Source organism: Pseudomonas sp. K5002 (assembly GCF_013386655.1).
Lineage (GTDB): Bacteria > Pseudomonadota > Gammaproteobacteria > Pseudomonadales > Pseudomonadaceae > Aquipseudomonas.
This window is the reverse complement of sequence record NZ_JACARK010000754.1, coordinates 1-4,249: the sequence shown is the minus strand read 5'-3', so window position 1 is coordinate 4,249 and position 4,249 is coordinate 1. Positions and strand designations below refer to the sequence as shown.

At 62.7% G+C, this 4,249-nt stretch carries 5 protein-coding genes and 1 pseudogene; 5 read left to right on the top strand and 1 reads right to left on the bottom strand.

Translation table 11 applies throughout. The features are described 5' to 3' along the window. From HX846_RS27770 to HX846_RS27755, 4 genes are all read left to right on the top strand, one after another. Positions 1–444, top strand: a 444-nt coding sequence (locus tag HX846_RS27770) for an aldehyde dehydrogenase family protein (RefSeq protein ID WP_178966517.1), incomplete at its 5' end; no start/stop codon positions are given. Beyond that, a complete protein-coding gene (locus tag HX846_RS27765) occupies positions 441–1,826 on the top strand; it encodes an aspartate aminotransferase family protein (RefSeq protein ID WP_003219469.1) in 1,386 nt (461 codons plus the stop codon). The genes HX846_RS27770 and HX846_RS27765, both read left to right, overlap by 4 nt. Before the next feature lie 139 nt (positions 1,827–1,965). Then, positions 1,966–2,454, top strand: a complete 489-nt coding sequence (locus tag HX846_RS27760; RefSeq protein ID WP_003219468.1) for an Lrp/AsnC family transcriptional regulator — start codon at positions 1,966–1,968, stop codon at positions 2,452–2,454. A 39-nt stretch (positions 2,455–2,493) separates the two neighbouring features. Then, a complete protein-coding gene (locus HX846_RS27755) occupies positions 2,494–3,075 on the top strand; it encodes a GNAT family N-acetyltransferase (protein WP_003219466.1) in 582 nt (193 codons plus the stop codon). Here HX846_RS27755 and HX846_RS27750 read toward each other — a convergent pair. After that, on the bottom strand, positions 3,053–3,937 hold the full coding sequence (locus tag HX846_RS27750; protein WP_087693085.1) for an EamA family transporter: 885 nt from the start codon (positions 3,935–3,937) through the stop codon (positions 3,053–3,055). The genes HX846_RS27755 and HX846_RS27750 overlap by 23 nt on opposite strands. Before the next feature lie 115 nt (positions 3,938–4,052). On the opposite strand from HX846_RS27750, the pseudogene HX846_RS27745 reads away from it, so the two are divergent. Then, a pseudogene (locus tag HX846_RS27745) lies at positions 4,053–4,249 on the top strand (AraC family transcriptional regulator); the annotation flags it as partial.

The window sequence follows — 4,249 nt, the reverse complement described above, 5'->3', positions numbered from 1 at the left end:
GCCGACGCCCTGGAGCTGGGCGCGCAACGCCTGGTGGGCTGCGAAGGCCACGCCCTGGGCGGGCTGTTTTACCAGCCAACGGTACTCGCCGACGTGACCCCACAAATGCGCATCTACCGCGAAGAAAACTTCGCGCCGATTGCCGGGGTGCTGCCGTTCGACTCGATTGACCAGGCCATCGAAATGGCCAACGACACCGAGTACGGCCTGGCCGCCTACATTTGTTCCAACCGCCTGGACCTGATCTACCCGCTGATCCGCCGCCTCGACCACGCCATGATCGCGGTCAACGGGGTGAAATTCACCGGTCACCCGATTCCCTTCGGCGGCATGAAAGCCTCGGGCCTGGGCCGTGAAGGCGCCGCCGAGGGCTTCGAAGCCTTTGTCGAAACCAAATACTTTTGCCTGCATCACCAAGGCCAATTCCAAGGAGAGCAACCATGAGCCAAGCATTCAACAGCCTGTTCGAACAAGACCGCGCGCACTTCATGCACCCATCCACCCACGCCCATGATCACGCCAGCGGCGCACTCAAGGGCCGCATCATCAAGAGCGCCTCGGGCATCCGCATTCGCGACCAGGAAGGCCGCGAATTCATCGATGCGTTTGCCGGCCTGTACTGTGTGAACATCGGCTACGGCCGCACCGAAGTTGCCGACGCCATCTACAAGCAAGCCAAGGAGCTGGCCTACTACCACACCTATGTCGGTCACTCGACCGAGGCAATCATCGAGCTGTCGAGCCGCATCATGGACTGGGCGCCCGAAGGCATGAAAAAGGTCTACTACGGCCTGTCCGGCTCAGACGCCAACGAAACCCAGATCAAGCTGGTGCGTTACTACAACAACGTACTGGGCCGTCCGCAGAAGAAGAAGATCATCTCCCGCGATCGCGGCTATCACGGCTCAGGCATCATGACCGGCAGCCTCACGGGCCTCGCCGCCTTCCATCAGCATTTCGACCTGCCGGAAAAAGGCATCCAGCACACCATTTGCCCGCACTGGTACCGCAAGGCACCGGCGGGCATGGACGAGGCTGCGTTCGTGCGTTACTGCGCCGATGAGCTGGAAAAAATGATCCTCGCCGAAGGCCCGGACACGGTCGCGGCGTTCATTGGCGAACCGGTGATGGGCACCGGTGGCATCGTGGTGCCCCCGGCCGGTTACTGGGCGGCGATCCAGGCGGTACTGAACAAGTACGATGTGTTGTTGATCGCTGACGAAGTGGTCTGCGCGTTCGGCCGGCTGGGCTCGAAAATGGGCAGCCAGCGCTACGGCATGCGCCCGGACCTGATCACCACGGCCAAGGGGCTGACCAGCGCCTATGCCCCGCTGTCAGCGGTGATCATCGGTGAGAAGGTGTGGGACGTGATTGAAAAGGCCTCGACCCACGAAGGCGCCATGGGCCACGGCTGGACCTACTCCGGGCACCCGATCTGCGCCGCGGCGGCGCTGGCAAACCTGGATATCCTGGAACGGGAGAACCTCACGGCGAACGCCGACGAAGTCGGTGGGTACCTGAACCGTCGCCTGCGGGAAACCCTCGAAGGTCACCCGCTGGTGGGCGAAGTACGCGGCGACGGCCTGCTCGCCGCCGTGGAATTCATGGCCGACCGTGAGCAACGCACGCCGTTTGATCCTGCGCTCAAGGTCGGCCCCAAAGTCTCGGCGGCCTGCCTGGAACGCGGGATGATCGCCCGGGCCATGCCACACGGCGACATCCTCGGCTTTGCGCCGCCGCTGATTTTGACCAGGGCGGAGGCAGACCTGATCGTCGACATCACCAAAGGCGCGATCGACCAGGTGGCCGGGGAAGTGTTGGGCTGATGAGTTTCCCTTAGGAGCAAGCTTGCTCGCGATGGTCGTGAACGATAACGTGCTAATCCTGAATTAACGCGTCGTCCTCAGGCTCATCGCGAGCAAGCTCGCTCCTACAGGGTCCGTGCGCCTTTGGAGTTCGTTGCCGATGCACAAGCTTGACCGCTACGACCTGAAAATCCTGCGTATCCTCTCCGAGGACGGGCGCATCACCAAATCGAGCCTGGCCGAGGCCATCAACCTTTCGGTAACGCCCGCCTGGGAGCGCGTGCGCAAGCTGGAAAGTGCCGGCCTGGTCAAGGGCTACCGCGCGGTGATCGACTGGAATCAGGTGTTCAAGAGTCAGCAACTGCTGGTGGAAATCACCCTCGCCCGGCACACCGCCCAGGACATGCGCCGCTTCGAACAACGCATGAGCGACGCCCCCGACGTGGAGTTCTGCTACGCCACCGGCGGCGGCGTGGACTACATCGCAATGATCCGCGCAGCCGACATCGACCAGTACCAGCGTTTCATCGATCAACTGCTGATGGAAGACCTGGCCATCGAGCGCTACTTCACCTATATCGTCACCAAAACCATCAAGACCACCGGCGCGCTGCCGGCCCAGGCGCTGGACGATACGGCCTGTTCCTGATGCTTGTATAACGCCCGTAATCCCGGCAGGATTGCGCCCGTGATCTTCACGGACGAGCACATGATGACCCTGCCCTTTTTCGCCCCCGTACTTCTCACCACCGAACGCCTGGGCCTGCGCCCTCCCCATCAGGATGACTGGCGCGCGCTGTTTGCCATTTGGTCCGACCCCGAGGCCATGCGCTACTTTTCCTTTCCCACCATGACCCGCGCCGAGCAAGCCGTTGAACGCTTCGGCCAACTGATGGAGGCATCGATTGCCGGTGAAGACCTGGTGTGCATGGTGGAGTTGCTGGCCACCGGCGAGGTGATCGGCAGTTGCGACCTGTTCAATGTCGACGAGCAATGCCGCCGCGCTGAAATCGGCTTTACCCTGGGCCGCCAGCATTGGGGCAAGGGCTACATGAGCGAAGCCGCCCGCGCCGTGATCGACCATGGGTTCAACACCGCCGGGCTGCGCCGCCTTGAAGCCGACATTGACCCACGCAACCTGGGCTCCGCGAAGCTGCTTGAGCGCCTGGGTTTCGTCCGCGAAGGCTTGCTGCGCGAGCGCTGGGTGGTCGGCGACGAGATCTCGGACAGCGCGCTGTATGGCCTGCTCAAGCGTGACCGTCCTGCCTGACCCACAACGGGCGCCCCTTCTTCAGGCCGACGATCAGGGCCAAGAGGATCAAGCCCATGGCCTGCCACTGCGAAACCCCGGGGCGCTCACCCAGGATCAGCATTGAGCTGACGATGCCGAACACCGGGATCAGCAGTGACAGGGGCGCCACCCGGGAAACCGGGTACTCGCGCAACAGCAAGTTCCAGCCCCAGTAACAAAAGTGCGTCGCGCCATACACCTGAAACGCCAGCGAGAACAACGCCACGCCGTTCAGTTGAGCAGGCAAAGCGATAAAGGCTTGCGAGCCATCCAGCAGCCACGTCAACAGCACCAGCGGCAACGGCGCAAACAGGCTGGCCCAGACTACGAAGGCAAAGATCTCCCGCACCCCGGAGACCTTGATGATGATATTGCCGATGCTCCAGGCCAACGCGCTGAACAGCACCAAGGCAAACCCCAGCAGCGTGGCCGCGCCCTGCACACTCAACAGCATGCCCACCAGGCCCATGGCCGCCAGCGCCACGCTGATCAATTGCGGCACGGACAGGCTTTCACGAAACAGCAGCACGCCCCAGCCCATGGTGAAAAATGCGCTGAACTGGATCAGCAACGACGCGCTGCCGGGCGGCACGCCCATGGCGATCCCGAGGTTGATCAAGGCCCACATCGCCACCCCGAATATCAAGCCATAGGCCGCCAGCCACTTCACCGCGACCTGGGGCCGGCGCACCAGAAACACCCAGGGCAACGCCGCCAGGGTGAACCGCAGGGCCGTCAGCAACAGCGGGTTGATCTCGGCCAGGCCGAGTTTGGTAATGGGGAAATTGAGTCCCCACACAGCCGTCACCAGGACGGCCAGTAACAGGTGTTTTTGCTTCATCGTGACGGGTCCATTGACTCGGTGGCACGACAGGAGGCCGTGCATCCGATAGATTTTTTCGTAAACCGCGATGGCCCGCCTGCGATTGTGGGTCAACAAAGGCTAGAATCAGGCCATGCCCGATATTCATCCCTACGAAAACACCCCGCGCGACGTGGTCGTGACCGCCATCGACTATGCCGACGGCGAGCTGTTCCCCGCCCACGCGCACCCGCGAGGCCAGTTGGCCTATGCCAGCCAGGGTGTCATTACCGTCTACAGTGCCATCGGTAACTGGGTGGTGCCGCCCCGCCGCGCGATCTGGGTGCCGCC

What these genes read in the sequence shown, in the direction of transcription:
- HX846_RS27765 (WP_003219469.1), top strand. Translation starts at nt 441, where the DNA reads ATGAGCCAAGCATTCAACAGCCTGTTCGAACAAGACCGCGCGCACTTC.
- HX846_RS27760 (WP_003219468.1), top strand. Translation starts at nt 1,966, where the DNA reads ATGCACAAGCTTGACCGCTACGACCTGAAAATCCTGCGTATCCTCTCC.
- HX846_RS27750 (WP_087693085.1), bottom strand. Translation starts at nt 3,937, where the DNA reads ATGAAGCAAAAACACCTGTTACTGGCCGTCCTGGTGACGGCTGTGTGG.